At 71.3% G+C, this 24,651-nt stretch carries 24 protein-coding genes; 8 read left to right on the forward strand and 16 right to left on the reverse strand.

From position 1 onward, the window contains the following. The first annotated feature begins 16 nt into the window (after nucleotides 1–16). The gene (locus tag ACIA5G_RS37970) at nucleotides 17–1,462 is read left to right on the forward strand and encodes an aldehyde dehydrogenase family protein (RefSeq protein WP_395932222.1); all 1,446 of its coding nucleotides are present in this window, start codon (nucleotides 17–19) and stop codon (nucleotides 1,460–1,462) included. On the opposite strand, the gene ACIA5G_RS37975 is transcribed toward ACIA5G_RS37970, so the two are convergent. The 3 genes from ACIA5G_RS37975 to ACIA5G_RS37985 form a co-directional block, all read right to left on the reverse strand. After that, on the reverse strand, nucleotides 1,459–2,979 hold the full coding sequence (locus tag ACIA5G_RS37975; RefSeq protein WP_395932224.1) for an FAD-dependent oxidoreductase: 1,521 nt from the start codon (nucleotides 2,977–2,979) through the stop codon (nucleotides 1,459–1,461). The two genes, ACIA5G_RS37970 and ACIA5G_RS37975, sit on opposite strands and share 4 nt — an antisense overlap. A gap of 126 nt (nucleotides 2,980–3,105) precedes the next feature. Next, a complete protein-coding gene (locus tag ACIA5G_RS37980; RefSeq protein ID WP_395932226.1) occupies nucleotides 3,106–3,813 on the reverse strand; it encodes a maleylpyruvate isomerase N-terminal domain-containing protein in 708 nt (235 codons plus the stop codon). A gap of 199 nt (nucleotides 3,814–4,012) precedes the next feature. Then, the gene (locus tag ACIA5G_RS37985) at nucleotides 4,013–5,725 is read right to left on the reverse strand and encodes an FAD-dependent oxidoreductase (protein WP_395932228.1); all 1,713 of its coding nucleotides are present in this window, start codon (nucleotides 5,723–5,725) and stop codon (nucleotides 4,013–4,015) included. 164 nt (nucleotides 5,726–5,889) lie between these two features. Between ACIA5G_RS37985 and ACIA5G_RS37990 the strand changes: the two genes are divergently transcribed. Beyond that, nucleotides 5,890–6,084, forward strand: a complete 195-nt coding sequence (locus ACIA5G_RS37990) for a DUF397 domain-containing protein (protein WP_395932230.1) — start codon at nucleotides 5,890–5,892, stop codon at nucleotides 6,082–6,084. Here ACIA5G_RS37990 and ACIA5G_RS37995 read toward each other — a convergent pair. The 4 genes from ACIA5G_RS37995 to guaB all read right to left on the reverse strand — a co-directional run bounded on the left by ACIA5G_RS37995 (nucleotide 6,068) and on the right by guaB (nucleotide 9,956). Continuing rightward, entirely contained in the window at nucleotides 6,068–7,201 is a 1,134-nt protein-coding gene (locus ACIA5G_RS37995; protein ID WP_284745457.1) for a GuaB3 family IMP dehydrogenase-related protein, read from the reverse strand. The two genes, ACIA5G_RS37990 and ACIA5G_RS37995, sit on opposite strands and share 17 nt — an antisense overlap. A gap of 75 nt (nucleotides 7,202–7,276) precedes the next feature. Further along, nucleotides 7,277–7,771, reverse strand: coding sequence for a hypothetical protein (locus ACIA5G_RS38000; protein WP_395932232.1), 495 nt, complete (start codon nucleotides 7,769–7,771; stop codon nucleotides 7,277–7,279). Between the two features lie 3 nt (nucleotides 7,772–7,774). Next, the gene (locus ACIA5G_RS38005) at nucleotides 7,775–8,302 is read right to left on the reverse strand and encodes a hypothetical protein (protein WP_395932234.1); all 528 of its coding nucleotides are present in this window, start codon (nucleotides 8,300–8,302) and stop codon (nucleotides 7,775–7,777) included. Between the two features lie 142 nt (nucleotides 8,303–8,444). Continuing rightward, nucleotides 8,445–9,956 (reverse strand): IMP dehydrogenase, encoded by a 1,512-nt coding sequence (gene guaB, locus ACIA5G_RS38010; protein ID WP_395932236.1) that lies wholly within the window; start codon nucleotides 9,954–9,956, stop codon nucleotides 8,445–8,447. A gap of 129 nt (nucleotides 9,957–10,085) precedes the next feature. Here guaB and ACIA5G_RS38015 point away from each other — a divergent pair, with 129 nt between their 5' ends. Beyond that, nucleotides 10,086–10,481, forward strand: coding sequence for a DUF5319 domain-containing protein (locus ACIA5G_RS38015; RefSeq protein WP_395932238.1), 396 nt, complete (start codon nucleotides 10,086–10,088; stop codon nucleotides 10,479–10,481). Nucleotides 10,482–10,543: 62 nt separating this feature from the next. Here the strand turns inward: ACIA5G_RS38015 and ACIA5G_RS38020 are convergent, their stop codons facing one another. The 5 genes from ACIA5G_RS38020 to ACIA5G_RS38040 all read right to left on the reverse strand — a co-directional run bounded on the left by ACIA5G_RS38020 (nucleotide 10,544) and on the right by ACIA5G_RS38040 (nucleotide 15,215). Continuing rightward, entirely contained in the window at nucleotides 10,544–11,482 is a 939-nt protein-coding gene (locus ACIA5G_RS38020; protein WP_395932240.1) for an anti-sigma-D factor RsdA, read from the reverse strand. Next, nucleotides 11,483–12,055 carry a sigma-70 family RNA polymerase sigma factor gene (locus ACIA5G_RS38025; protein WP_043786628.1) on the reverse strand — a complete coding sequence of 191 codons (573 nt, stop codon included), beginning with the start codon at nucleotides 12,053–12,055 and terminating at the stop codon, nucleotides 11,483–11,485. 399 nt (nucleotides 12,056–12,454) lie between these two features. Beyond that, the gene (locus ACIA5G_RS38030) at nucleotides 12,455–13,051 is read right to left on the reverse strand and encodes a response regulator transcription factor (RefSeq protein WP_003073605.1); all 597 of its coding nucleotides are present in this window, start codon (nucleotides 13,049–13,051) and stop codon (nucleotides 12,455–12,457) included. A gap of 131 nt (nucleotides 13,052–13,182) precedes the next feature. Beyond that, nucleotides 13,183–14,037, reverse strand: coding sequence for a hypothetical protein (locus tag ACIA5G_RS38035; protein WP_395932242.1), 855 nt, complete (start codon nucleotides 14,035–14,037; stop codon nucleotides 13,183–13,185). Nucleotides 14,038–14,309: 272 nt separating this feature from the next. Then, complete coding sequence (locus tag ACIA5G_RS38040) at nucleotides 14,310–15,215, reverse strand: MerR family transcriptional regulator (protein ID WP_395932301.1); 906 nt, start codon at nucleotides 15,213–15,215, stop codon at nucleotides 14,310–14,312. Nucleotides 15,216–15,464: 249 nt separating this feature from the next. Here ACIA5G_RS38040 and ACIA5G_RS38045 point away from each other — a divergent pair, with 249 nt between their 5' ends. Next, nucleotides 15,465–15,767 carry a WhiB family transcriptional regulator gene (locus tag ACIA5G_RS38045; RefSeq protein ID WP_043792619.1) on the forward strand — a complete coding sequence of 101 codons (303 nt, stop codon included), beginning with the start codon at nucleotides 15,465–15,467 and terminating at the stop codon, nucleotides 15,765–15,767. A 118-nt stretch (nucleotides 15,768–15,885) separates the two neighbouring features. Here the strand turns inward: ACIA5G_RS38045 and groL are convergent, their stop codons facing one another. Both groL and groES read right to left on the reverse strand, forming a co-directional pair. Further along, nucleotides 15,886–17,499, reverse strand: a complete 1,614-nt coding sequence (gene groL / locus ACIA5G_RS38050) for a chaperonin GroEL (RefSeq protein WP_395932244.1) — start codon at nucleotides 17,497–17,499, stop codon at nucleotides 15,886–15,888. A gap of 90 nt (nucleotides 17,500–17,589) precedes the next feature. Continuing rightward, nucleotides 17,590–17,883, reverse strand: a complete 294-nt coding sequence (gene groES, locus ACIA5G_RS38055) for a co-chaperone GroES (protein WP_004559922.1) — start codon at nucleotides 17,881–17,883, stop codon at nucleotides 17,590–17,592. Between the two features lie 361 nt (nucleotides 17,884–18,244). Between groES and ACIA5G_RS38060 the strand changes: the two genes are divergently transcribed. Continuing rightward, nucleotides 18,245–20,116: an N-acetylmuramoyl-L-alanine amidase gene (locus ACIA5G_RS38060; RefSeq protein WP_395932247.1), complete on the forward strand. Its 1,872-nt coding sequence runs from the start codon at nucleotides 18,245–18,247 to the stop codon at nucleotides 20,114–20,116. Nucleotides 20,117–20,135: 19 nt separating this feature from the next. On the opposite strand, the gene ACIA5G_RS38065 is transcribed toward ACIA5G_RS38060, so the two are convergent. Further along, nucleotides 20,136–21,512: a glycosyltransferase gene (locus ACIA5G_RS38065; protein ID WP_395932249.1), complete on the reverse strand. Its 1,377-nt coding sequence runs from the start codon at nucleotides 21,510–21,512 to the stop codon at nucleotides 20,136–20,138. Next, a complete protein-coding gene (gene xrtP / locus ACIA5G_RS38070) occupies nucleotides 21,509–21,997 on the reverse strand; it encodes an exosortase P (protein WP_395932303.1) in 489 nt (162 codons plus the stop codon). Before xrtP ends, ACIA5G_RS38065 begins: the two co-directional genes overlap by 4 nt. Nucleotides 21,998–22,278: 281 nt before the next feature. On the opposite strand from xrtP, the gene ACIA5G_RS38075 reads away from it, so the two are divergent. The 3 genes from ACIA5G_RS38075 to wecB all read left to right on the forward strand — a co-directional run bounded on the left by ACIA5G_RS38075 (nucleotide 22,279) and on the right by wecB (nucleotide 24,528). Continuing rightward, nucleotides 22,279–23,043: a choice-of-anchor P family protein gene (locus ACIA5G_RS38075; RefSeq protein ID WP_395932251.1), complete on the forward strand. Its 765-nt coding sequence runs from the start codon at nucleotides 22,279–22,281 to the stop codon at nucleotides 23,041–23,043. A gap of 11 nt (nucleotides 23,044–23,054) precedes the next feature. Further along, nucleotides 23,055–23,234 (forward strand): LPXTG cell wall anchor domain-containing protein, encoded by a 180-nt coding sequence (locus ACIA5G_RS38080; protein WP_284745445.1) that lies wholly within the window; start codon nucleotides 23,055–23,057, stop codon nucleotides 23,232–23,234. A 142-nt stretch (nucleotides 23,235–23,376) separates the two neighbouring features. Continuing rightward, nucleotides 23,377–24,528, forward strand: a complete 1,152-nt coding sequence (wecB, locus tag ACIA5G_RS38085) for a non-hydrolyzing UDP-N-acetylglucosamine 2-epimerase (protein WP_395932305.1) — start codon at nucleotides 23,377–23,379, stop codon at nucleotides 24,526–24,528. The last annotated feature ends 123 nt before the right edge of the window (nucleotides 24,529–24,651 follow it).

The following is a 24,651-nucleotide window of genomic DNA, read 5'->3' on the forward strand; positions in this document are numbered from 1 at the left end:
GATTACGTTGGTACACATGGACATGATCACCCCCGAGCCGCGCCCCGCCTGGATCGCCGGCCGCCCGGAGCAGGGCGCCACCACCCTCGTCGTGCACCACCCGTACGACGGCAGCGAGGTCGCCACGGTCGCCGTGCCCGGGCCGGAGCAGGTCGAACGCGCGGTCACCGCCGCGGTGTCGGTCGCGAAGGAGCTGCGCGGCACCCCCTCGCACGTCCGCGCCGGCGCGCTCGAGCACGTCTCCCGGGTGCTCGCCGCGCGCGCCGACGAGATCGCCGAGGTGATCACGGCGGAGAACGGCAAGCCGCTCAAGTGGTCCGAGGCCGAGGTCAACCGCGCGGTTTCGGTGTTCCGCATCGCCGCCGAGGAGGCCCGCCGCTTCAGCGGCGACGTCCAGCGCCTGGACACCGACCCGGCGGGCGAGGCGCGGCTGGCGCTGACCCGCCGCGTGCCGCGCGGGCCGGTGCTCGGCATCGCGCCGTTCAACTTCCCGCTCAACCTGGTGGCGCACAAGGTCGCGCCAGCACTGGCGATCGGTGCGCCGATCATCGTCAAGCCGGCGCCGCGAACGCCGTTGTCCGCGCTGATCCTCGGCGAGATCCTGGCCGAGACCGACCTGCCCGAAGGCGCGTTTTCCGTGCTGCCGCTGGGGAACGAACAGACGCAGGCGCTGGTCGCCGACCCGCGGCTGCCGGTGGTGTCGTTCACCGGGTCCGGCCCGGTCGGCTGGTCGCTGAAGGATGCGGCACCGCGCAAGCACGTCGTGCTGGAGCTCGGCGGCAACGCGGCGGCGGTCGTGCTGCGCGACTGGCCGGACCCCGAAGGCGCCGCGCACCGCATCGCGACCTTCGGCAACTACCAGGCCGGACAGTCCTGCATCGCCGTCCAGCGGGTGATCGTGGACGCCGCCGTCGCCGGCGAGTTCGTCCCCGAGCTGCTGGAAGCCGTGCAGTCGCAGCGGACCGGCGACCCGTACGACCGCAACACCGACGTCGGCCCGGTTGTCGACGAGGCCGCCGCCGAGCGGATCGTCAAGTGGGTCGACGAGGCCGTCGAGGCGGGCGCGAAGCTGCTCACCGGCGGCACGCGGGACGGCGCGACCGTCGCCCCGACTCTGCTCACCCACGTCCCGCCGGACACGAAGGCCTGGTCCGAGGAGATTTTCGGGCCGGTGCTCGCGGTGTCCGTTGTGGACGGTGTCGACGAGGCCTTCCGCTCGGTCAACGAATCCGCGTACGGCCTGCAGGCCGGCGTCTTCACCACCGACGTCCAGCTGGCGTTCCACGCGTCGGCGGAGCTGGAGGTCGGCGGCGTGATCATCGGCGACGTGCCGTCGTACCGCGCGGACCAGATGCCCTACGGCGGCGTCAAGGGCTCCGGCGTCGGCCGCGAAGGGGTGCTCGCGGCGATGCACGACCTGACCGAGGAACGCGTCACGGTCTTCACGGGCATCGACCTTTAAGCGACGACGCTCTGCCCGAACCGGAAGACGTTAAAGGGGTCGTACTTCTTCGCGACGTCCTGCAGGCGCTTGGCGTTGTCGCCGTAGTAGGCGGCCTTCCAGTCGGGCAGGCCCGGGTCGATGTAGTTGACGTACCCGCCGCCCGCGCCGGCCGCGGCGAGCCCGGCGACCACTTCGGCGACCGACTTGGCCGCCTTGGCCCGGGTCTTCGCCGTCGCCTGGGTGTAGACCTGCACGCTCGCCAGCGCGTCGCGGTGCCAGAACGCCGTCGCGTTCTTCGCCGGTTCGGCGACCTTCCCGCCGAGGCCGTCGATGAGCAGGTCCGTGCCGGCGCGGCCCTCGGCCAGCGCGACGATCTTCCCCGCGTCGACCGGGGTCGTGATGATCCGCGACGACCCGAGGAACGTCTGGCGGGCCGAGCTGCCCTCGAAGAACTTCATGGCGCCGAGGAAGTCCAGGCTCTTCACGGTCCGCTGGGTCGGCCGCGCGCCGGCGTTCGTGGTCAGGTTGTTCAGCAAGGTGTTCAACGCGGGCGCGTTGCCGACGTAACAGCCGCTGACCCGGCACTGCACCGGCGAACCGCCCGACAGCACCAGGTTCGCCCAGAGCTCCGGCGGCATCGCGGCGATCCACTGCTGCCACGCGTTGAGCACGTTGGCCGCGGAGCCGGCCGGGAAGTGCAGCGAGAACACCGTCAGGTTCGGCGCCGGATCGGTGTCGAAGGTGAACTCGGTGACGATGCCGAAGTTGCCGCCGCCCCCGCCGCGCAGGGCCCAGAACAGGTCGGGTTCGGACGTCGCGGACGCGGTGAGCAGCTTGCCGTCGGCCGTGACGACCCGCGCGGAACTGAGGTGGTCGCAGGTCAGGCCGTACTTGCGGGCGAGCACGCCGATCCCGCCGCCGAGGGTCAGCCCGGCGATCCCGACCGTCGGGCACGACCCGGCGGGCAGCGCGCGCCCGGCCGCCCCGAGCGCGGCGTAGACGTCCGCAAGCTTGGCGCCGGCGCCGATCACGGCCTGGGTGCCCTGGATCTCCACTTTCTTCAGCGCGGACAGGTCGACGACCAGCCCGCCCTCGGGCGCCGAGTAGCCGGCGTAGCTGTGGCCGCCGCTGCGCGCGGCGAGGGTCAGGCGCCCGGCGGTGGCCTGGACGCAGGCCTGCACGTCCTGGGGCGTCGACGCCGTCGCCACGGCGACCGGGTTCCTGCCGTCGAAGAGCGGGTTGAACCCGCGCTTGGCCGCGTCGTACTCGTCGTCGCCCGGGCGCAGCAGGCCGCCGGCCAGCTTCGTGCGCAGGTCGTCCCAGTTCGGCGGCCCGGTGGGCGGCCGGGAGATGGGCGCCGCGGACGTCTCCGGGACCGAAGCCTCGCTCGAGGCGGCGGGCGCCGCAGGGCCGTCCGGCCCGCACGCGGCGACGACGGCACCGGCCGCCGAAACCCCCGCGAGCCGCAGGAACGCCCGTCTGCCCAGGTCCATGCCGTCGTGGACGTGCGGCCGTCCGGTGGGTTGCCCGGTCATCGGGCCGGCCTGCTCACGTTGTCCACATCGGACTCCTCGCTGCCGGGGACGCCCAGTCTAGGTCCGCGGGCCGCCGGCAACACCTCGACGGGCCCACGATCTACACGGCGGCGGGCGGCGTGGCGTTCAGGACCAGGCGGGGATCCGCGGGACGTCACCGTCGAGCGCGGAGCCGTCGGACCGGCCGCTGAGCCAGGCCAGCAGCGCACCGCAGGAGCCACTGACCGTTTCGCCCGGTGCGGCGCCCATTGTCCATTCGAAACCGTCGCCGACCAGCCGCAGCGCCGGAAGGTGCGCGCTCCGGGAGGTGATCGCGTGCTGGACGATGTCCTCGGTGAGCGGGCCGAGCAGGCCGAGCGCCCGGTCGAGGTCGTAACCGCGGTCGAGGTCGGCGAGGTGGATGGTCAGCTCGGACAGCCGCATCCGCGCCACGACGGCCCCGGTGACCAGCGCACCCTGCCGGTTGCGAGCCTCCCGCGCCCAGGCTTCGTCCGGCATCCCGGCGGCGTACTTCTCGAAGCGAGTGGCCGACGAGACGAAGTCCGCGAGGAGGTCGGCGGCCCCGTGCTGAGCGGACGCCTCGATGTCGGCGTCACGCGCCTCGGGGCTGGGGTACATCGGCGTCTCAACACCGGTGTTCGCCCAGGTCAGCAGGTTGCGCAGGCCATCGGCGTTGCGGGCGATGTGGGCCAGGACGTGCGCCCGCGTCCACCCGGGCAACGCACTGGGCGCGCGCAGTTCGGGTTCCCCGAGGCCCCCGATGGCCCGGGCCCATTCGTCGTCGAGCTTCCGTACCCCGTCGAGCAGCGCGTGTGCCTTCTCGGATGCCGTCACGGCCCCGAGTCTAGGAGGTCCGCCCTCACGGCAGGAACGACTCGCGTACCGCTCCGGATGACACGCGTGCCCAGCCGGACGACACGCGTACCCCGGGGGACGACACGACGGGACCGGGGTCAGGGTGCCGTGTCGTCCGCCCAGGTACGCGTGTCGTCCATCCGAGTACGCGTGTCGTCCGTCGCGGCACGGGCGACGGTCAGGAGGACCGGCGCAGGGCCGCCGGGGCGTCCGCCGGGACCGCTGGGTTCTTCGGTGCGATCGGCTCGAGCCGCGCATACGACGCGTCCTGCGCCGGCCGTAGGTCGGCCTCGCCCTTGTTCGGCCAGAGTGAGAACGCCCGCTCCGCCTGGGCCGTGATCGTCAGCGACGGGTTCACACCCAGGTTCGCCGTGATCGCCGCGCCGTCCACCACCGACAGGCCCGGGTAACCGAACACCCGGTGGTACGGGTCGATCACGCCTTCGTCGGCGGAAGCGCCGATCGGGACGCCGCCGATGAAGTGGGCCGTCAGCGGGATGTCGAAGATCTCGCCCCACGTGCCGCCCGCGATGCCGCCGATGCGGTCGGCCGTGCGCTCGTTGGCTTCGTGGCCGGCCGGGATGAAGCTCGGGTTCGGCTCGCCGTGGCCCTGCTTCGACGTGTACTTGCGCCGGCCGAACAGGCCGCGCTTCGTGTACGTCGTGATCGAATTGTCGAGGCTCTGCATCACCAGCAGGATCACCGTGCGCTCGCTCCAGCGGTAGCCGTTGAGCAGCTTCGCCGTCTGGACCGGGTGCTTGACCATGAAGCTGACGGCCTGCCGCCAGCGCGGCACCGGCGAAGCGCCGTCCGTCGCGATGGTCTGCAGCAGGCTCATCGCGTTGCTGCCCTTGCCGTAGCGAACCGGCTCGATGTGGGTGTTCTCGTCCGGGTGGATCGACGACGTGATCGCGACGCCGCGGCTGAAGTTGCGGCTCTCGTCGACGTCGGTGCGGGCCGCGCCGATGATCGCCTCGGAGTTCGTCCGGGTCAGCTCGCCCAGGCGCCGCGAAAGCGCGGGCAGCGTGCCCGTGTCCTTCATCTTGTGCAGCAGGTTCTGCGTGCCCCAGGTGCCGGCGGCGAAGACGACCTTCTCGGCCGTGATCGTGGTCCGGAACCGGCGAGACGTCGTCCCGGTCTTCTTCAGGTCGACCTCGTAACCGCCGTCGACCGGCCGCACGGACGTCACCGTGGTCAGCGGGATGACCTTCGCGCCGTCCTGCTCCGCGAGGTAGAGGTAGTTCTTGACCAGCGTGTTCTTCGCGCCGACGCGGCAGCCGGTCATGCAGGCGCCGCACTCGGTGCAGCCGACGCGCTCGGGGCCGGCGCCGCCGAAGTACGGGTCGGCCGCCTTCGCGCCGGGCTTGCCGAAGTAGACGCCGACGGGGGTCGGGTGGAAGGACTCGGCGACGCCCATGTCCTTCGCGACGTCACGCATCACGACGTCGGACGGGGTGACGCTCGGGTTCGTGACCACGCCGAGCATGCGGCTGGCCTGGTCGTAGTGCGGCGCGAGCTCGGACTCCCAGTCGGTGATGTGCGACCACTGCTGATCCGCGTAGAACGGCTTCAGCGGCCGGTACAGCGTGTTCGCGTAGACGAGCGACCCGCCGCCGACGCCGGCGCCCGCGAGCACCATGACGTCGTTGAGCATGTGGATGCGCTGGATGCCGTAGCAGCCGACCTGCGGTGCCCAGAGGTACCGCTTGAGGTCCCACGACGTCTTCGCGAACTCGTCGTCGGCGAACCTTCGGCCCGCTTCGACGACGGCTACCCGGTACCCCTTCTCCGTGAGCCGCAGCGCCGCGACGCTGCCGCCGAACCCCGACCCCACCACGACGACGTCGTAGTCGGGGCCACCTGCGCTGGTGGTGGTGTTACTGGCAGTCACACCTTGAGCGTAACCCGGGGTACGCGTCCTGACCAGAGGTAAGTTACTGACCAGTCACCCGTTCTGGCGCATCCAACAAGACGTTTGTGGGTAATTATCAAAGTGCTCGATGTCCACGTCGGCGAGATCCGCCGGCGGGACACGATTTTCCGGGAGGGACCACGATGATCCCCCAGCAGCTCACCGGTTGGCGCAAGTCGAGCCACAGCCACTTCGAGGAGAACGCCTGCGTGGAGATCGGTTCCGCGCCGGGCGCCGTCGGGGTGCGGGACACCAAACAGCCGGTGCCCCGCCCGATCCTCGTCTACTCCGAAGAGGCCTTCAGCGCGTTCCTCGCGCAGCTCACCGACGGACGGTGAGCCCCACCCGCTGGAACTCCTTGAGGTCCGAGTAACCCGTTTTCGCCATTGCCCGGCGAAGCGCCCCGAAGAGGTTCACCACGCCTTCCGCGTCGGACGACGGCCCGAACAGCAGGGTCTTCAGGTCGACGGCGTAGTCCGGCCCGGCTGCCACGCGCGAGCGCGGCAGTGACGGGTGCGCGGCCGCCGCCGTCCAGTACAGGCCCTGGCCGGGCGCGTCCGACGCGGCGGCCAGCGGGGAGCCGAGCATGACGGCGTCCGCGCCGCACGCGATGGCCTTCGCGATGTCACCGGAGACCGTCATGCCGCCGTCGGCGAGGACGTGCACGTAACGGCCGCCCGTCTCGTCGAGGTAGTCGCGGCGGGCGGCCGCGGCGTCGATGATGGCGGTGGCCATCGGGACGCCGATGCCGAGCACGCGGTCGGTGCTCGTCACGCCCGGGGTGTAGCCGTGGCCGACGATGACACCGGCCGCGCCGGTGCGCATGAGGTGCATCGCCGTGCGGTAGTCGCTGACACCGCCGGCGATCACCGGCACGTCGAGGCGGCCGATGAAGTCCTTGAGGTTCAGCGGTTCCGCGTCGCGCACCACGTGCTCGGCGGAGATGATCGTGCCCTGCACGACCAGGATTTCGACACCGGCCGCGATCAGGTCCGGGGTCAGCTCGGCGGCGTGCTGCGGGCTGACGCGCGCGGCCACCGTGACGCCGGATTCGCGGACCGTCTTGATCGCCTCGGTCAGCAGGTCGAGCCGGATCGGCGCGGCGTGCAGCTCCTGCAGCACCCGGCCGACCGCGGTCGGGTCCTCGAGGTCCTCGGCCGCGCGGACCAGCTGGAAGATGGCGTCCTCGACGTTCGCGTGCCGCGCCCAGAGACCTTCGGCGTTGAGCACACCCAGCCCGCCCAGCTCGCCGACGGCGACCGCGGTGCCGGGCGAGACGATCGCGTCGGTCGGGTGCGTGACCAGCGGCAGGTCGAAGCGGTAGGCGTCGATCTGCCAGGAGGTGGACACCACCGAAGACGACCGGGTCCGCCGCGACGGCACGATCTCGACGTCGTCGAGGTCATACGCCCGCCGCGCGGTGCGGCCCATCCCGATCTCGACCAGGTCCCGCACGTAAGCCTCCTCCGACGACGACAATCTGCCGTGCCCCATTGTCGCTAGTCCGCGTGGGTGACCCGCGCACGGGGGTTAGAAGAGGAGCAACACCGGCGCCACGCCGGCCGCCAGCCCGGCCAGCACGCTCAGCCCCGCCAGGGCCGGACGGTCCGTCTCGACCGCCGCGGCGCCGGCGGTCATCAGCATTCCGAACCCGACCAACCCCGCCACGAAGGCCCCGAGACCGCCCGAGTCGACGGTGGTCCGCCTGCCGTAGACCTCGATGGCCTGGACCTCTCGTCCGACGACGGAGATCTCCACCTGGAGCCACGTCCCCCGCGACAGGCTGAGGTGCCGGTCCTTGCCCCAGGCCTCGAAGCGCTCACCCGATGCCGTGCGGAGGACGAGGTGCTTGGTCTCACTCTCACGCGCGCCCGGCTCGTCGCTCACCGGCCATTGCTTGGGGTCTGTCGCCTCGACGGTGGCTTCTTCCCGTTCGACCGGACCGACCGACTCGAGCAGCCAGAACATCCCGAGGGTCAGGGCGGCTCCGGCGACGACCGCCCACAGCGCGGGTCTGACGTCCACGGCTCACACCCGCACGAACACGGCGACCGGCGACAGCAGCGCGCCCAGCGCGACGGCGAGCCAGGTCGCCACCGGTGGATAGACGTTCAGCCGGACGGCGCCGAAGTACACCGCGCCCAGCGCGAGCAGGGCGGCGGCGATCAGCAGCACCGGCCGCACCACACCCGGGCGCAGGTCGACCACGCTCCCGCCGGCCAGCAGGTAGGCGATGCTGCCGTCCGCCGTTGACACGTCGAGCACAACCGGCTGCCCGGCCGGCAGGTCGAGACCGTCGCCGACGGCGGTGATCCGGTACTGGCGCCCGTCGGCCGCGTCCACGGCGACGGTGTGCCGGACGGCGTCCTCGCCGCCGACCGGGAGCTCACCCTGCTCGTGGGCCACGACGTGGCCGTCTACCCGGTAGGTGGGCGCGTCCCGGCCGGCCAGCACCTGGCACATCAGGCAGACGACTCCGCCGAGGAACAGGGACACGAGCGCGACGGCCGTGAAGAAGACCTTGCGCAGCACGCGCGTGAAGCGGCTGACCGTCATGCCGTTCAGTGCACACCACGACAGCCACGCAAGGCGATAGGCCGATTACCGTAAGCACTGTGGGTCACCGTGACACAGCGGGAAACCCGCACTTCGGACCGGTCCGAGGTGCGGGTTCCGCTGCTTCCGGTAGTCGGCGGAGTTACCGCGTTGTGTAGTTCGGGGCCTCGACGGTCATCGTGATGTCGTGCGGGTGGCTCTCCTTGAGGCCCGCCGCGGTGATCCGTACCAGCTGCGCGTCCTGCAGCTCGGCGATCGTGTTCGCGCCCGCGTACCCCATGCCGGAGCGCAGGCCGCCGACGAGCTGGTGCACGACGTTGGCCAGCGGCCCGCGGAACGGGATCCGGCCTTCGATGCCCTCGGGGACCAGCTTGTCCTCGCTCAGCACGTCGTCCTGGGCGTAGCGGTCCTTCGAGTACGACTTCGCCTGGCCACGCGACTGCATCGCGCCGAGCGAGCCCATCCCGCGGTAGACCTTGAACTGCTTGCCGTTGACCAGGATCAGGTCGCCGGGCGACTCGGCGGTGCCGGCCAGCAGGCTGCCCAGCATCACCGTGGACGCGCCGGACGCGATCGCCTTCGCGATGTCGCCGGAGTACTGGATGCCGCCGTCGCCGATCACCGGGACGCCCGCCGGGCGGCACGCCTGGTCGGCCTCGAAGATCGCGGAGATCTGCGGGACGCCGACCCCCGCGACGATCCGGGTGGTGCAGATCGAGCCCGGGCCGACGCCGACCTTGACACCGTCCGCACCCGCGTCGACCAGGGCCTGCGCGCCCGCGCGGGTCGCGACGTTGCCGCCGACGATGTCGACCGCTTCGCCGAGCTCCTTCTTCAGCAGCGAGACCGTCTCGACGACCGCGCGGGAGTGCCCGTGCGCAGTGTCGACCATCAGGACGTCGACACCCGCGTCCGCCAGCGCCATCGCGCGCTTGTGGCCGTCCGGGCCGACGCCGACCGCGGCGCCGACGATCAGGCGGCCGTCCGGGTCCTTCGTCGCCTTCGGGTACTGCTCGGTCTTCACGAAGTCCTTGACCGTGATCAGCCCGCGCAGCTTGCCCGCGCCGTCCACGATCGGCAGCTTCTCGATCTTGTGCCGGCGCAGCAGGCCGAGCGCGGCGTCCGCGGACACGCCGACCTGGGCGGTGACCAGCGGCGGCTTGGTCATCACCTCGGACACCGGGCGGCTGTGGTCGACCTCGAACCGCATGTCGCGGTTGGTGATGATGCCCACCAGCGCGCCGGACGCGTCGGTCACCGGGACCCCGGAGATGCGGAACTTCGCGCAGAGCGCGTCGACCTCGGCCAGCGTGGCGTCGGGCGCGCAGGTGACCGGGTCGGTGACCATGCCCGCCTCGGACCGCTTCACCACCTCGACCGCGGCGGCCTGCTCGTCGATCGGCAGGTTGCGCTGGAGCACGCCGATGCCGCCCTGGCGGGCCATGGCGATCGCCATCCGCGCTTCGGTGACGGTGTCCATCGCGGCGGAGACCAGCGGGATGCCGAGGGTGATGTTCCGGGTCAGCCGCGTGCTGGTGTCCACCGCGCTGGGCACGACGTCCGATTCGGCCGGCAGCAGCAGCACGTCGTCGAAGGTCAGGCCGAGCATGGCGAACTTGGCCGGCACGGGGGCGGTGATGCCGTCGCTGGTCATAGCGGGTGAAGGGCCTTCCTGGCGCGGGATGAGCGGGGTCGCTGTGGCGACTCGGAGCCTTCCCCTCATGATATCCGGGTCCGGCCCGCGCCCCGGGCGGTGGGCGAGCCGCCGGGACCGCCCGGTACCGTGCTGGCCGTGGCGCATGATGTATTGCCTCCGGACCCGTTCGCGGACGACCCGGACGACCCGGCCCGGGCCTTCGGTGACGACGAAGACCGGCTGGACGAGCCGATCAGCGACCAGGAACGCACCGAACTGCTGGCCGACCTCTCGGATCTGGCCGTCTACCAGGCACTCCTCGAGCCCCGCGGGGTCCGCGGGATCGTCGTGGACTGCGGTGAGTGCGACGAGCCGCACTACCACGACTGGCACCTGCTGCGGGCCAGCCTGGAGCAGCTGCTGGCCGACGGGCGGATGCGCCCGCACGAGCCGGCCTTCGACCCGAACCCCGGCGACTACGTGAGCTGGGACTACTGCCGAGGCTTCGCCGACGGCGTGACGGCCAACGAAAGCGCCTACTGAGGCTCCTGAGACAACGAAAAAGCCCTGGTGAGTTTGCTCACCAGGGCTTTTTCGTGGTCTGGTTACGGGCCTTCGCCGACGCTCTGCTCACCGATCGCGGACTCGCTGCGCCCGGTGTTCGTGCCCGGGTCGTTGCCGCTGGCCGCCGTGCTGGTCGGCGTGGTCGGCGGCGGCGGCGGCGGCGTCGTCTCGGTGGTCGGCGGCGGGGGTGTCGGGGTCGGCGTCCCGCTGCCCGGCAGGCTGGTGGTGCCGCTGCCGCTGCCCGGGATGGACGTCGCCGAGCCGGCCGGCGGCACCTGCGTCGACGACACGCCGGGCGGCACCTGCGGCTGGGCGGTCTGGATCGGGCCCTGGACCGGCGCTTCCGGGTTCTGCAGCTGGGCGGCGAGCTGCCGGTGCTGCTCCATCAGCTGGTCGCGGTTGTCCTCGTCGGAGACCTGCGACAACGCGGTCTGCGCGTCCTGGAGGGCCTGGCGGGCGGCGTCGAGGTTGCCGCCGGCGATGGCGAGGTTCGCCTTCTCGAGGTCGAGCTTCGCGTTCGCGGCCGCCTCGACCGAGCGGGTGTGATCGGAGTAGAGGACTTTCGCGAGACCCCACAGGGTGTCGCCGGGTTCCGCGGAGCGCGCGGCCAGCCCGGTCCCGGTGAACGCGATCGCCAGCACGGCGGCGGCGACGGCGACGGGGACGAGCAGCCTGCGGCGGCGTCCGCTCGAAGAATGCCGCTTCGCGAGCGAGGCGGTGGTGACGGTGCGCACGGCGGTGTCGACGTCGACAAGTTCGGCCAGGGGCTCACTGTCGATGTCTCTTCGCCACGCCACCAGCAACGCGTTGAGCTCCTGGTCGCCGAAGCCGTCGGCCAGCGCCGGGTCGGACCCGCCGAGCGCGTCGAGCAGCGCGTCGTCGGCCTGCACGGCCGACAGGTCGGCAGCGAACTCCGCCTCCGACGACAAGCCACCGCCGAACACCTCGTCCGGGTCGAAGCCCTTCTCGTGACCAGTCACTCAGATCACCTCCTCCGCGGCCAGGACCTTTCTCAGCCGCGCGAGGGCGCGGTGCTGGGCGACGCGGACGGCACCGGGCGTGGAGCCGACCGCGTCAGCGGTCTCCTCCGCCGACAGGCCGACGACCACGCGCAACACCACGATCTCCCGCTGCTTGTCCGGCAGCACCTGCAACAACTGGGACATTCGCTCGTTGAGCTCACCTTGCAGCGCCCGCTGCTCGGGGCCCACCCCGACTTCGACTTCGTCGGGGATCTCGGCCACCGGTTCGGCCCGGTTGCGCGCCGCCGCGCGGTGCGCGTCGGCCACCTTGTGCTGGGCGATCCCGTAGACGAACGCCAGAAACGGGCGGCCTTGGTCGCGGTACGAGGGCAATGCCGTTAGCACCGCGAGACACACCTCCTGCGCAACGTCGTCCGCCGAAGCGAAGGATCGCTCCTGCCTGCCAACCCGAGCGCGGCAATACCGCACTACCAGTGGACGGATAGCAGCCAGCAGCCGCTCGACTGCCTGGGGATCTCCCTCGACAGCAGCGGCGACCGGTTCATCCAGTCCATCCCCCACATTGGCCATCGCAGACAACAGTCCCAGTGTTACGTGTAGGCGTGCAAAGAGTCCGGTTCGTGGTTGCCCTCCACCGCGCGCCGGTGACCGCTACCGTACCTTCGGCCGGCAAGCGGACGGCGCGCGCGGTGTTTCCCGGCGCGCCGCGGCCGCTCGAGCCGCGAAAGTACGGATTGTCCTGCGGACCCGCGGTCGACGTTCGTCGATCCAACGAGCGAGCGGGGCCGCGGGTACGTGATCCGCCGGAGGGGCGGTGCCGGGGCGGGTCGTCCGCCCCGGGGGCTGCCTCAGAGGGCGCCGGAATGTGATGGGGACCACACAGGTGCGGGCCAGGGCGAAACGTCGCCCTGGCCCGCTGTCACCTGTATTCCGGCCGTGTCAGGATCGGGGAGAGTGCCGTGGCGCAGGTCAGCTGACCAGGCCGCGGCGGAAGCCGTGCGCCACGGCCTGCGCGCGGTCGCGCACGCCGAGCTTGCGGAACAGCCGCCGGGCGTGGGTCTTGACCGTGTCCTCGGACAGGTACAGCTCGCGGCCGATCTGGCCGTTGCTCTTGCCCTGGCTCATCCCGCGGAGCACCTGAAGCTCGCGCTCGGTCAGCTGGACGCCCGGGTCGGACGGCTGACGGGGCGCGGGCACCGAAGTGCTCGCGAGGGTGTGGGCCAGTGCGGCGACCAGCTCCGGCCGGGACGCGTCCCAGCGGAGGTAGCCGCGGGCGCCGCCGGCGATCGCCGCGGCGATGCTGCCCGCGTCGTCCGGGGCGCCGAACACGATGACGTTCGCCTGGGGGTTCGCGGAGACGAGCCGCCGAGTGGCTTCGACACCTGTCGGGACCGCGCGTTGCGTCCCGACCAGCACGACGTCGACGGGCTGACGGGAGTACCGGGCCAGCAGCTCGTCACCGTGCGCTACGCAGTCGATGCGACTGACCCCAGGGACCGCGGACATCACTCGGGTGAGCCCTTCACGGACACTGCGTCGGTCGTCGCAGATCAAGACCGTCGTCACGGGGTTTCCTTCCTGCAGCCGGGTGACATTCCACTTCCCCTATCGGACGCTTTAGCCCGAACCTTGACACGATCCGGTGGCTTTTTTTGAAACTTCTTAGCCCGGATGCCGGAACACCCCATTCCGACGGCTCAACCACCCGGGGCCGGGACCCATGGTGATTCCCCCGCGATCCTCCTCCCGCAAGGATCTGCGCTTCGTAACACTGCGTGCAACACCTGCGCGACTCTGAATCGATACTCCTCGGCGTGTCCTGGGCGCAGGTCGGCCGCGACGAGGGCAGCCGGCCACAAAAGTGAAAGCAGTTCGCATTCCTCGGCCGTCGCCATTGCCTTTCCGACAAGGCCGTCCGAAATGTTCTGGTGATCGGGAGCCCCGGCCGCCCGCAGGGCGACGGCCAGCACAATCCCGGATTTCACCGCGTGCCGCCGCGCACCCCGCGCGACCGCCGTTTCGAATGCGCGCTCGGCGTGCGGCACCGCGGCAGCGCCCTGACCAGCGGCGAGCTCGATCTCGGCGCCGACCCACCCGCTGCGGACCGCCGCCCGCCACCCAGCGTCCTCGGCGGCAGCCCGCTCGGCGAGCCTTCGCGCGGCTCGCAGCCGCCCGAGGGCGAGGTTGTCGGCGGCCAGGCCGAGAAGGGCGTCGGCGCGGGCGCCCGGGGCGTCCAGACCATCCGGGTCTTGATCGCTGTTCAGGCCGGCCGCTTTCGCGAAGGCCTCGCCGTCGAGGGCGCGGGCCTGCCGGTGCCCGCCCAGCTGCCGCCGGTGCGCGCCGAGGGTGCTCGCGGCGAGCGAGGCGAGGAGGGGGTCGGGTTGCCGCCTGAGCGCGTCCAGGAGGGACGCGGCGGCGGCGTAGCGGCCCTGGGCGCCGAGCACGACGGCGGCCAGCAGGCACGCCCTGGGACCGCCGTAGCCACGCGTGACGGCGGGATCGGGCAGCGGGTCACTCCCGAACGCGGCGGCCCGGAGGGCGGGTTCGTGCACCCGTCCTTTCTAGCGGGTACCCCCGACAAGATCAGGACCTTCGAAGAACTGGGGCCGGGCGCGCCCCGCCCTTCCCTGGGGGGCGTCCCCGCTCCAGCGTATCGGCGAGGCCCGACAAGACCGGCGGATCGCGGCCCGAGCGCCGGAGTTGTCCACATCGGGCGCGGGCTGTGGACAACGCGACCGGCACCGCGAAGATCACCGACTTCGGCATCTCGCGCGCGGCCGGCGACATGACGCTGACGGCGACCGGCCTGATCGGCGGGGAAAGCTCAGCCCCGCCCGCCGACCAGGACGTGCTCGATGCGGTCCGCCGCTCCCGGCAGATCCGTCAGCAGCTCGACCTTGTCCGGCAGCCCCGCCGGATCCCAGCCCGGCCCGCAGGCGAACAGCCGGCTCCGCTGCCTGCCCCGCGACACCCGGGCGAACAGCCGCGTGTCCGCCACCCCGCGCCGGTTGGCCCACAGCACCACCGCCGCCGGCGCGCTCCGGCGCACCGCGACCGCCAGCACCTCGGCCGGCAGCGCGACGCCGAACAGCTGCGCCCCGATCCGCCGGCCGGCCAGCGACGCCGCCAGCGCGTACATCGGCATCGTGTCCCGTTCCTCCGGGACGCACCCCAGCAGCACCGGACGGGTGTTGCGCGGCTCGTCGAGCACCGGGGTCGCGCGCACCAGCGCCGCGAACACGCACTCGGCGAGCAGGTACTCGACCTCCGCGCCCGCGCTGGCGCCGCGCCAGCGGGCTCCGAGCGCCGAAAGCACCGGCTCGATCACGCCCGTCCAGGCGGGGAGCACGCCGAGCTCGGCGATCGTGTCGGCGAGCATGCGCTGCACCGCGCCGACGTCCATGGCGAGGGCGGCCGTGCTCAGCCGGCGGGCGAGGCGGGAGCGGACTTCGTGACCGTCGTCGGCGGGCGAGGCCCCGGGAGGCTCCTCGGGCTCTTCCGGCTGGGGCGGGCCGGAGCGCGGGATCTGCTCGAGCGCGTACCGCGCGGCCTCGGCCGTCGACGCGCCGCTGAGGAGGGCCCGCTGCATCAGTTCGAGCCGGCCGATGTCGGAGCTGCCGTAGCGGCGGTGGCGGCCGTCGGTGTGCCGGCTGGGGCCGAGGCCGTAGCGGCGGTCCCAGGTTCGGAGGGTGGACGGCGCGACCCCGAGCCGGCGAGCGACCGAGGCCACCGGCAGGGTGGGTTCTTCGGTACCCGACCCAGCTCCCACGAGCCTCAATATCCAGGCACTCAGCGGCGTCGGCAACCGGAGGCGAAAGCCCTGCTCACACATCCGGGGGATGCCTAACGGCTGAATCGACCCGAATCGCTTGAACAACTATTGGCGCGCTTCTAACGTTACCGCCGTTGCACCGAATGGAGTATCGGCACCACAGCAGAGCAGCTAGCGGCATCGACCGAATGACGGAGGCGGGTCACGATGGCAGACACGCGCAGGCTCCCGGGCCCCAACGCCGATATGTGGGACTGGCAGCTGGAGGGGTCGTGCCGGGGGATGGACAGTGCGTCCTTCTTTCACCCGGACGGCGAGCGCGGCCCGGCGCGGGCACGGCGGGAGGCCAGGGCGAAGGCGGTCTGCCTGAGCTGCCCCGTCCTGGAGATGTGCCGCAGCCACGCGCTGGCGGTGCACGAGCCCTACGGCATCTGGGGCGGGCTCTCGGAGTCCGAACGCGAGCACCTCATCAAGTCCGACAAGCGCGCGCTCAGCATGTCCGGCGGCTGAGCGCCCCACGAACATCGGAGGGCGGCACCGGGTGGGGTGCCGCCCTCCGTGCTCTCCGGACGAAGAACCGGGCGGCACTCCAGCAGGAGTGCCGCCCGGCTTCGTTCAGGAACTTGCGTCAGTGCGAGTGGCCGTGGCCCGCCGCGGCGGGCTCTTCCTCGGCCGGCTTCTCGACGACCGACGACTCCGTCGTCAGCACGAGACGCGCGATCGAGGCGGCGTTCGCCACCGCGGACCGGGTCACCTTGACCGGGTCGACGATGCCGGCGGCCAGCAGGTCGGTCAGCTCGCCGGTGGCGGCGTTGAAGCCCTGCCCCCAGCTCTGCTCGCGCACCTTGTTGACGATGACCGCGCCCTCGTGGCCCGCGTTGGTCGCGATCCAGAACAGCGGGGCGGACAGCGCGTCACGGACGATCTTGACGCCGGTCGCTTCGTCACCCTCGAGGCCGAGGAAGCCCTCGAGCTCCTTGACCGCGTGCACCAGCGCCGAGCCACCGCCGGGCAGGATGCCCTCTTCGACGGCCGCCTTGGTCGCCGCCACGGCGTCCTCGATGCGGTGCTTGCGCTCGTTCAGCTCGGTCTCGGTGGCCGCGCCGACCTTGATGACCGCAACGCCGCCGCCGAGCTTCGCGAGCCGCTCCTGCAGCTTCTCGCGGTCCCAGTCGGAGTCGGTGCTCTCGATCTCCTTGCGGATCTGGGCGATCCGCGCCTGGGTGGCGTCCTTGGTGCCGGCGCCGTCCACGATGGTGGTGTCGTCCTTGGTGACGACGATCCGCCGCGCACTGCCGAGCGAGCCGAGGTCCGCGTCGGCCAGCTTCATGCCGATCTCGGTGGAGATGACCTCGCCCCCGGTGACGACCGCGAGGTCGTCCAGGAACGCCTTGCGGCGGTCGCCGAAGAACGGCGCCTTGACCGCGACGGCGGTGATCGTCTTGCGCAGCGAGTTCACCACGAGGGTGGACAGCGCCTCGCCGTCGACGTCCTCGGCGATGATGAGCAGCGGCTTCTTGGCCTCGACGACCTTCTCGAGCACCGGCAGCAGGTCCGCCAGCGACGAGATCTTCTCGCGGACCAGCAGGATGTAGGCGTCCTCGAGGATCGCCTTCTGCTCCTCCGGGTTGGTCGCGAAGTGCGCCGAGAGGAAGCCCTTGTCGAACTGGACACCCTCGGTGATCACCAGCTCGGTCGCCAGGGTCGACGACTCCTCGATGGTGATGACGCCGTCCTCGCCGACCTTCTCGACGGCTTCGCCGAGCAGGGCGCCGATGTTGGCGTCACGCGAGGTCACGGTGCCGACCTGGGCGATGCTCTCGCGGCCCTTGACCGGGGTGGCCTTGCTCTTGAGGACCTCGATGACCTTTTCCGCGGCGGCTTCGATGCCACGGCCGATCGAGGACGGGTTGGCGCCCGCCGCGACGTTGCGCAGGCCGACCTTCACCAGCGACTGCGCGAGCACGGTCGCGGTCGTGGTGCCGTCACCGGCGACGTCGTTGGTCTTGGTGGCGACGCTCTTGGCGAGCTGGGCGCCGAGGTTCTCGAACGGGTCGTCGAGCTCGATCTCCCGGGCGACGGTCACGCCGTCGAGGGTGATGGTCGGTCCGCCGAACTTCTTGTCGAGCACGACGTGGCGACCGCGCGGGCCGAGGGTGACCTTGACCGCGTCGGCGAGCTTGTTCACCCCGCGCTCCAGCGCGCGACGAGCGTCCTCGTCGAACTTGATCTGCTTGGGCATAGCGTGTTCCGCTTACCTTTCGTTGAACGCAAGAACGCCCCGCTCCCCGGCGTTTGCGGGGCCCGGGGCGTCATGCGCTGCGAGCGGACGTCAGTTGATGACGGCCAGCACGTCGCGGGCGGACAGGATCAGGTAGTCCTCACCGTTGTACTTGACCTCGGTGCCGCCGTACTTCGAGTAGATGACGACGTCGCCGACGTTCACGTCCAGCGGGACGCGGTTGCCCTTGTCGTCGATCCGGCCCGGGCCCACGGCCAGAACCTTGCCCTCCTGGGGCTTCTCCTTGGCGGTGTCGGGGATGACGAGGCCGGAAGCGGTCGTCTCCTCGGCCTCGCTCGTCTGGACAACGATCTTGTCCTCGAGCGGCTTGATGTTCACGCTCACCGGGTTGACCTCCACGGTCGTCGAAAGCGTTGGCAGGATGTGGTTACGGCTCTACCACCCCCGCCGTCGCGGGTGCCGGGGCTGTCGGGCCGTGCGATTAGCACTCTAGCCACGTGAGTGCCAGTCGTGCAAGGAGGGTGGTCCCTGGCGTGTGGAATGCCCCCGGCGACGCTCTGACCGGCCGCTTTGCGGAGCCGGACGCACCAGGCGAGGACACCGCCCGACCGAGCGCCCTGGACCTGCCCCGCCCCTCGTCGCAGCCGCAGTCAGCACCGGAGACGAGGAGCCGTCACCGCCCCTTACCCCCGGCGTGAGTTTCTGGTTAGGTTCTCACCGTCTGGCACCTGAACCCTGGGGGTTTATGCCCATGCCTTCCCGTTCCCTCCCGAGAGCGGCCGCGCTCCTCGCCGCCGTCACGCTCCTCACCGGCCTGGCCACCCCGGCCCAAGCCGACACCACCAGTCAACGCCAGCGGGACTTCGCCGCGGCCGCCGCCGAGTTCGGCGTCCCGGAAAACATCCTGCTCGGCGTCTCCTACCTCGAGTCCCGGTGGGACTTCAACGGCGGGACGCCCAGCACCGCCGCCGGGTACGGGCCGATGCACCTCACCGACGTGCGTGAGGCCGGCGTCGCCACTTCCCACCACGACGAAGGCACCGAGGACCCGCGCGGTGACGACGCCCGCCCCGCGCTGCACCCGCAGGCCGGGCCCGCCACGCCGCCGCAGGGGCTGGAGACCGTCGACGAGGCCGCGCAGCTCACCGGCCAGAACGCCGAGACCCTCCGCACCGATCCCACCCAGAACATCCGGGGCGGGGCCGCGCTGCTCGCGAAGTACCACGCCGGGCAGTCCGGCTGGTACGACGCCGTCGCGCGGTACAGCGGGTCCACCGGAGACGCCGCGCAGACCTTCGCCGACGAAGTCTTCGACACCATCAAGACCGGGGTCGCCCGGACGACCGACGACGGCCAGCAGGTCAGCCTCGCCGCGTCGCCCGACGTGAAGACCCCGCAGCGCGCGCAGAACCCGGCGGACGTCGAGTGCCCCCGGACCGTCGCCTGCGAGTCGGTCCCGGCGCCCTACCAGGAGCTGCCGAACGACGACTACGGCAACCACGACCTCGCCGACCGGCCGGTCAGCCAGAAGATCGACCACATCGTCATCCACGACACCGAGGGCTACTGGGACAGCGTCCTCAAGCTCGCCCAGGACCCGACGTACGTGAGCTGGCACTACACCATCCGCTCCAACGACGGCCTGATCGCGCAGCACGTGCCGACCAAGGACGTCGCCTGGCACGCGGGCAACTGGTACGTCAACGCGAAGTCGATCGGCATCGAGCACGAGGGCTTCGCCGCGAAGGGCACCTGGTACACCGAAGCGATGTACCGGTCAAGCTCGAAGCTCGTCGGTTACCTCGCGCGGAAGTACGACATCCCGCTCGACCGGGCGCACATCATCGGCCACGACAACGTGCCGGGCACCGTCCCGTCGACGATCGCCGGCATGCACTGGGACCCGGGCCCCTACTGGGACTGGTCGCACTACTTCGACCTGCTGGGCGCGCCGCTCGGCGGGTTCGGGCTGCCGAACTCGTCGCTGGTCACCATCAACCCGGACTTCGCGAAGAACCAGCCGATCTTCACCGGCTGCGACACCGCCGGAACACCTTGTGCGCCAAGGGGTTCCGAAGCCGTTGTGCTCCACTCGGAACCGAATGACGCTTCGCCGCTGCTGAAGGACGTCGGCCTGCACCCGGACGGCTCGCCGTCCACGATGGCCGTCTCCGACGTCGGCAGCCGGGTCGCCACCGGGCAGCGGTACGCCGTCGCCGAGGTGCGCGGCGACTGGACGGCGATCTGGTACCTCGGGCAGAAGGGCTGGTTCCACAACCCGCGCCAGGCGAGCGTCGCGAAGCCCGCGATCGGCCTGGTCGTGACGCCGAAGCCCGGCCTCGCCACGATTCCGGTGTACGGCCGCGCCTACCCCGAACCCGAGGCCTACCCGGCGAACGTGACGGTGCAGGCGATCACGCCGCTGCCGTACACGCTGTCCGCCGGGCAGAAGTACTCCTCGGCCGGGACGGTCGGCTCGGAGTACTACTCGGCGACCACGTTCGACGTGGCCGACCACGTGGTGGTGAAGGGCAAGCTCAAGTACGTCCAGATCCAGTTCGGGCACCGGATCGCCTTCGTCAAGGCGGACGACGTCCGGTTCCTGCCCGCGTTCTGACCGGAAGCGAAGGTCGCGCTCAAGCGTCGAGCGCGACCTTCGCCCCGGCGGACTGCTCGGTGTTGCGACGCGTTTTCGCCCAGCCGTTGCGGCCGCGGATCAGCCGGAACAGCGCGCGCCACGACGTCACGTAGAACGTGTAGATGTACGCCGCGTACGCGAAGCCCATCCCCACCCCGCGCAGGAAGTTCCTGCTGCGCAAGCACTTCAGCTGGTAGACCGGGCCCCAGACGAGGAACGGCAGCAGCCCGAACGAGCCGTAGATGGCGAACAGGATCCAGGCGCCGCCGGTGAACCACGTCCACATCTGCGCCGGGTCACCCGCGGTGCTCACCACCAGCAGGATGAACGGGATCGGGTACAGCAGCGACCCGAGCAGCTGCAGCCACGGCTGGGCGAGGTAGTACATCATCTCCGCCGCGCCGAGCGTGCTGACGTGCGGCGAGTCCCAGATCCGCCGCAGGTAGCGCGCGCACTGCATGGTGCCCTGCCCCCACCTCGTGCGCTGCACCAGGAACCGCCGCAGGCTGTACAGACCTTCCTGCGCCACATGGGAATCCGGCGTGAAGCCGGTGCGCCAGCCCTCGGTGAGCAGGTGCACGCCGAGTTCGAAGTCCTCCAGTAGCGAGCCGCGCCACGGCTCTTCGGCGTCGCCCGCGATCGAGTCGAGTGCGGTGAGCCGGGTGAACTGGCCGTTGCCGCCCATCGAAATCGTGCCGGTGAAGCCGCGGGACGTCTGGATCGCCGCGATCGCCGTCCGGAACTCCAGGTCCTGCAGCTGCGCGAGCTTGAGGCCGAACCACCGGCCGGCCGGGTTGCCTGACGGCGGCGGCGTTTCGACGTTGCTCATCCGGACGTCCAGCTGGACCGCGCCGATCTCCGGGTCGCCGAAGAGGTGCTCCGCGGCGCAGACCTCCAGGCAGTTCGGCGCCGGGCGGCCGTCGGCGTCGACCACCACGACCACCACGTCGTCGCGGCGCGCCTCCGGGCCCATCCAGTCGTTCAGCGCCCGGTAGGCGGCGTTGAGCGCGTCCCCCTTGCCGGTCCTGGCCTCGGGCCGCACGCGCGGCACCAGGTGCAGGTACGGGTCGTACCCGCCGTGGCGCCGCCACAGCATCCGGACGACGCGGGCGGTGCGGTCGTCGGAGTCGTCGTCGACCACCCAGACGTGCGCCTTGCGGAACGTCGTGCGCAGGTAGCGGACGGTCTCGCGGATGACGGACTCTTCGTCGCGGCACGGCACGAAGAAGTGCCACGTGAAGTCCGCCGGATCACCGACCGGGCCCGGTTTGCGGCGCAGGTACGGCACCACGATCACCACGACGTAGACGAGGAACGCCACGCTCATCGTGAGCGCGAACGCCTGGGTGATCGCCAGCAGGACCTTGACGCTCATGCGTTCTTCTTCCGCGTGGCGAGCCAGACGAACAGGACGAGTGACACCGCGCCGCCGAACACGCTGACCATCGAGCCGAGCAGCGTGTGGCCCCAGTAGTACCCCTCGTCGGTGCCGAACCAGTGCACGAGCCCGACGATCGTGAGAATGCGCAGCTGGTTCACCAGCACCACGACGAGTGCGGAAATGCCGAGGGAAAAGAACAGCCGGCGGGCATTCGCGGGCCGGAAGTAGAGCATGGCCATCGTCACAACGAGCAAAGGGAGCAAAAGAAACGCCGAAGAGCATTCCGGAGTCATTCTCAACCCGAATGGAGCAGCACCGCTCAACCCAAAGTAGACGGACTCCCGATCACCTGCAACATAAACACCCGATGAGGTGACGACGTTGAGGATCGCGCCGGCAAGGTGTACCTCCAGTTCGCGGTAGAACCGCTCGGCCAGCACGATCACCGCGCCCGCGGCGGCCAGCGCACCCAGCGCGATGACCAGTGGCAACCGGGTGGCACCTGAGTTCGGAGCGCTCGCTACGGCCACGACGTTCCTCTCGGAGTCGATTCTTCGAACGTGGTTCAAGCGGCCATTCGGCAGGGTGGACGGCGAACTTGCTAGGCCGTCCGGGTGACCTCGAAAGCGACCTGCGAAAACAGCGCCGAGCACTACCCGATCCGGTGATCCGCGAAATTTTGTGTGCTATTCGGGCCGCTCTTGGCGATAGTCGATTTGCGAAATACCCGGGAACCTCACTGAATTCGGAGGATCAGTTGATGAAGAGCTCCCTCGTGCGCCGTGGCGGACTGCTCGCCGCGGTCGTGGCGAGCGTTGTGCTCGCCGGCGCGGCCCCCGCTTCGGCGGCCCCCGGCGACGGGTCCGCGTACGGCGTCGACGTCAACGTGACGCTGCTCGGCCAGCCCGCGGTGAAGGTCGGCCCGCTCGCGGCCGCGAGCACCACGGGCCCGACCACGAACACCCTGGCCAGTGCGACCGCGGCCGGCATCCTGACCGCCGGCGTGATCACCACCGAGGCCAAGCGTGACGACAACTCCGGCGCGGTGACGGCGAAGGCGACCACCGCCGACGTCGGCCTGCCGCTGCTCAAGGCGGCGCTCGGCAACGTCGGCGTCAAGACCGTCGAAGCCGTCTGCACCGCCACCCAGGAAGGGGTGAAGGGCAGCAGCACGCTGGCCGACGCGAAGCTCGGCAGCATCGGCGCGGTCGACGCCAACCCGGCGCCGAACACCCAGGTCAAGGTGGCCATCGGCCTGGTCAACGTCGCGACGATCATCCTCAACGAGCAGATCCAGAACAAGGACGGCAGCCTCACGGTCAACGCCCTCCACGTGAAGCTGCTCGGCGGGGTGGTCGGCGCGCTCGGCTCGGGTGACGTGATCGTGTCGTCCGCGACCTGCGGCCCGGCCGCGCCGCCGATGCCGCTGGCCTCCGGGGCCGGCCTGTGGATCGGGCTCGGGCTGCTCGGGGCCATCGCGGTACCGGTCGGCACGCGCATCTTCCGCAACCGCCGCACGGCCTGAGTGAGGCCCGGATGTACAAGATGCCGGGCGCGGGCGTCGGCGTGGCCGGGGGTGGCGTGGGCACCCTCGCCGCCACCGGCGCCGACGTCGGGTGGTGGCTGGCCGTCGGTGTGCTGCTGGTCCTGCTCGGGACCGTCGCGCTGATCGCCGTCCACCGCCGCAACCGCCGCCTCTCCCGGGCGCGGGACTGAGAAAGGAGGCCGTCGGCGTGTGCCCCTCGCACGCCGGCGGCCTTCTGACAGAAATTGCAGAGTCTGGACACTGGACGATGCGCCGGCTCCGCAGAGGGAAATTTCCTGGACACTGGACTTCGTGGAGAAGGGGTACCGCGCGTTGGACGTGATGTTGCTGGCCGGGACTCGCCCGGAAGCGCTGAAGCTCGCGCCGCTGGCACTGGCGCTGGACGCACACCCGGCCCTGCGGCCGGTCCTGGTCCACAGCGGCCAGCACGCGGGCATGGTCGAGCAGGCCCTGTCGCCGTTCGGCCTGGTCGCGGACGTGTGGCTGGACGTGCCGCCGCGGGTCACCGGCGGGCAGGCGGAGCTCGTGGCCGGCCTGCTGCCCGCGCTCGACGACGTCCTGCGCCGGCACGCCCCGGCCGCGCTCGTCGTCCAGGGTGACACCACGACGGCGCTCGCCGGCGCGCTCGCCGCGTTCTGGCTGGGCATCCCGGTGGTGCACCTGGAAGCCGGGCTGCGCACGCACGACCTCGCCGCGCCGTTCCCGGAGGAGGGCGCGCGGCAGATGGTGTCGCGGCTGGCCGCGCTGCACCTGGCGCCGACGCTCGGCGCGGCGGCCGCGTTGCGCTCGGAAGGTGTTGCGCGGCAACGCATCGCCGTCACGGGCAACACGGTCGTCGACGCGGTGCTGGAGATCGCGGCGCGGGACCTGCCGGCCCGGGACACGGCGCTGGCGTTGCTGGAGATGGAGATCGCGGAGGCGGGCGAGCGGCTGGTGCTCGTCACGTCCCACCGCCGGGAGTCCTGGGGCGAGCCGCTGGCGCGGACGCTGGCCGCGGTGCAGCTGATCGTCGCCGAGCACCCGGACGTGCAGGTGCTGTTCCCGGCGCACCCGAACCCGCAGGTCCGCGCTCAGGTGGAGGCCGCGTTGGCGGGTGTGCCGCGGGTGACGGTCACGGATCCGCTGGAGTACCCGGACCTGGTGCGCGCGCTGCGGCTGGCGTCACTGGTGCTGACGGACTCCGGCGGCATCCAGGAGGAGGCGCCGACGTTCGGCACCCCGGTGCTGGTGCTGCGCGACGTCACCGAGCGGGCCGAGGTGATCGCGGCCGGCTGCGCGTGGCTGGTCGGCACGGACACCGAGCGGATCGCCGACACGGCGGCACGGCTGCTGAACGGCGACCTGCGGCCGGCCCAGGTGGGAAACCCTTACGGCGAAGGCAATGCGGCGGTGCTGGCGGTGGCGGCGATCGAGGAGCTGCTGGGCGTGGCCACCACGGCGCACCGGCACGCCGCGGCTTCGTAGGCCCAGACTTGTGGGGGGGGGGGGGGGGGGGGGGGGGGGGGCGCCGCCCCCCCCCCCCCCCCCCCCCCCCCGCCGCCGCGGCTCGATCAGCCGGGGACGGCGCCGGCTCGGGCTCACCTACGC

Source organism: Amycolatopsis sp. NPDC051758 (assembly GCF_044453095.1).
In the GTDB taxonomy this organism is placed as follows: Bacteria; Actinomycetota; Actinomycetes; order Mycobacteriales; family Pseudonocardiaceae; genus Amycolatopsis.

Excerpts from the sequence above, each read along its gene's own strand:
- ACIA5G_RS38075 (WP_395932251.1), top strand. The coding sequence starts at position 22,279 with ATGAAGAGCTCCCTCGTGCGCCGTGGCGGACTGCTCGCCGCGGTCGTG.
- groL (WP_395932244.1), bottom strand. The coding sequence starts at position 17,499 with ATGCCCAAGCAGATCAAGTTCGACGAGGACGCTCGTCGCGCGCTGGAG.
- ACIA5G_RS37975 (WP_395932224.1), bottom strand. The coding sequence starts at position 2,979 with ATGACCGGGCAACCCACCGGACGGCCGCACGTCCACGACGGCATGGAC.
- ACIA5G_RS37990 (WP_395932230.1), top strand. The coding sequence starts at position 5,890 with ATGATCCCCCAGCAGCTCACCGGTTGGCGCAAGTCGAGCCACAGCCAC.
- ACIA5G_RS38045 (WP_043792619.1), top strand. The coding sequence starts at position 15,465 with ATGGCAGACACGCGCAGGCTCCCGGGCCCCAACGCCGATATGTGGGAC.
- ACIA5G_RS38065 (WP_395932249.1), bottom strand. The coding sequence starts at position 21,512 with ATGAGCGTCAAGGTCCTGCTGGCGATCACCCAGGCGTTCGCGCTCACG.
- ACIA5G_RS38080 (WP_284745445.1), top strand. The coding sequence starts at position 23,055 with ATGTACAAGATGCCGGGCGCGGGCGTCGGCGTGGCCGGGGGTGGCGTG.
- ACIA5G_RS38025 (WP_043786628.1), bottom strand. The coding sequence starts at position 12,055 with ATGGCCAATGTGGGGGATGGACTGGATGAACCGGTCGCCGCTGCTGTC.
- ACIA5G_RS37970 (WP_395932222.1), top strand. The coding sequence starts at position 17 with ATGGACATGATCACCCCCGAGCCGCGCCCCGCCTGGATCGCCGGCCGC.
- ACIA5G_RS38005 (WP_395932234.1), bottom strand. The coding sequence starts at position 8,302 with ATGACGGTCAGCCGCTTCACGCGCGTGCTGCGCAAGGTCTTCTTCACG.
- guaB (WP_395932236.1), bottom strand. The coding sequence starts at position 9,956 with ATGACCAGCGACGGCATCACCGCCCCCGTGCCGGCCAAGTTCGCCATG.
- ACIA5G_RS38060 (WP_395932247.1), top strand. The coding sequence starts at position 18,245 with ATGCCCATGCCTTCCCGTTCCCTCCCGAGAGCGGCCGCGCTCCTCGCC.